Genomic DNA, 2251 nt, shown 5'->3' with positions numbered 1-2251 from the left:
CTTTCAGGAAGAAATCTTTGAATCATAGTTTTGATTACTGCTTCTTGATGTCTACCATCTTCACCCCAATGATTTACTAAGTTTCTAACTCTATCTTTAATTGCAAGAAGTTCTTTTGTTGTAGATTTATGAAATTCTATTGTGTCCATTTTGGTCTCTTTAAAATTGGTGCTAACGGTCAAGTATAAGCGTAGTGCGGGTTTTCGGAGCAATACACTGTCCGCCAACACGAACTTTGATAGATGGCAAAATACTAAATTTTAGCCACTTCGCCCGCATTACGCTTATACAATGTTGGCGGTAGTTTATTTATTCAATTCTCCTTAATACCCCCTTTAATTTTGCTTCAACTCCAAGATTATCAAAAAGTTTTTCAGTCAATGTTAATGTCTTCTTGAAAGCTGTTTTAATATCTGTCGGATCTAATTCTGATGTTGTCTGCTGAAATAACGAATACCAATCTGGATCTATGTCTTTTTCCAAGCTTTTTGTTGGACTTTCCCAATGTTTGGTTTGGTATGTTTCAATTCTTATTAACCAAAGTAAATATTTTTGAACATTTGATAAGCTTTGGTAAGCGTGAGCAAATTCCTGTCGTTTAATTAAGTTGCTTGTTGTAAGTAAAACATTCAACAATGATTGGCTCAACCACAGGATATTTTCATTTGTTGTTCGATCAGGTACTTTAGTTTTTATTTCTTTGAGCGTGTTAGTCAATAAATCTTCTTTATCTACTAAAATCATCTTGTCAAAGTCGCTAAACTCTACCAAACCGTCCCACGATTTGATAACTTCCATTTGGTCGTTTGTCAAAAAATGAAACTCCCCCCTTATCATATTTTCAAAAATGGCAACTTCACTTCCAAACTCGTTGGTAAAATATAATGCCAAAGGATGAATTTGGCTTACCCAATTTTCAGCGGAAAATTTTTCTTTATCCTTCAAGAAGATGTAGAATTCAATATCTGAATATTTGTCCCCTTCATTTTTGGTAAATGACCCATACATAAATACGGCAGAAATATTTTTATCATTTTGAGCTATTGACTTTGTTTTGTCAATCATCTGTAACTGTATCATTTTCTAATTTTTTAATATTAACAATCGTCCTTTCTACTTAGCGTAGTAAAGGATATTTCAATTCTTATTCTATCTTACAGTTACTTATAGCTTCATTTTCTTGAATGTTTTTCGTTGTTAATTGTTTCTTCAAATTACCGCCAACAATTGGATATACGCAACGAGTTGCGCCTATTTCCATTATATATTTCTATCAAACATATTGTTTTTTAGCATAGAATCCAAAGGACTTTCAATTTTTTTGTTTGAAATATTCAAAATATGGGTATAAATCTCGGTCGTCTTAGAACTACTGTGACCTAACATGACTTGTATATTTCGTAAATTCACTCCATTTTGCAATAAATGCGTAGCAAAACTATGACGTAAAGTATGAACAGTTGCCCACGGATTGATTTCGCTTTTTTCCATCGCTTGTCTGAATATAGCTTGTACGCTTCTTGGGCTGTATTTTCCACCGTCTTGGCCTTCGAACAGCCAATAGGCAGGTTTTTCTTTTTTATAATAGGTTCGGAGAAGGGTAAGCAGGGTAGGTGAGAGCACTGTTTTTCTATCTTTTTTACCTTTTCCTCCTTTGATATACAAATACCCTTCGCTGGAATGCACATCTCTGATGCGTAAGTTTACCACTTCACTCAATCGAAGTCCGCCGCTGTACAGTGTGTATAGAATGGTTTTGTGTTTGATGTTTGTGGGTGCATTGATCAGCCTAAACACTTCTTCTTCGCTTAAAACACTGGGTAATGTTTTGGTTTTCTTGGCTCGGGTTAGCGTATAGTATTCTTTGGGTTTCCCCAAAACTTTTTCATAATACCATTTGATGGCATTGATCGATTGATTTTGTTTTACTTCTGATATTTTGAACTTTTGAATGAGATGCGCCAAATAGCCTTCAATGTCTTCTTTGGTCAATTCCTCGAGATTCCGACTTTCAAAAAACACCAAAAAACTGGCGAATTCACTTTTATAGGATTGAATGGTACTACGGCTATAGGCTTTGAGTATCAATTTCTGTTCATACTGCGCCATGATAAGCATCGATTTTTCTGATAATTTACTGTTAGCGATGGGCACGCTCCTCTCTTCTGTTTTTATTTCATAATTTGGATGAAGGATTTGTTTGATTTCCTTTAGTTTTTCGGCTGTGTTAATTACACTCCACAGCTTTTGG

General features: G+C 34.7%; 2 protein-coding genes. Both read right to left on the bottom strand.

Annotated elements, in window-relative coordinates:
• Positions 1-309: 309 nt before the first annotated feature.
• Complete coding sequence (gene lnu(I) / locus VNJ50_RS01775) at positions 310-1080, bottom strand: lincosamide nucleotidyltransferase Lnu(I) (protein WP_125020247.1); 771 nt, start codon at positions 1078-1080, stop codon at positions 310-312.
• 180 nt (positions 1081-1260) lie between these two features.
• On the bottom strand, positions 1261-2251 hold a 991-nt coding region (locus VNJ50_RS01770), incomplete at its 5' end, for a site-specific integrase (protein WP_325578471.1).

It is taken from the genome of Gelidibacter sp. (genome assembly GCF_035577925.1).
Classification (GTDB): Bacteria; Bacteroidota; Bacteroidia; order Flavobacteriales; family Flavobacteriaceae; genus Gelidibacter.
The sequence above is the reverse complement of the archived record's forward strand: the minus strand, read 5'-3'. Positions and strand labels throughout refer to the sequence as shown.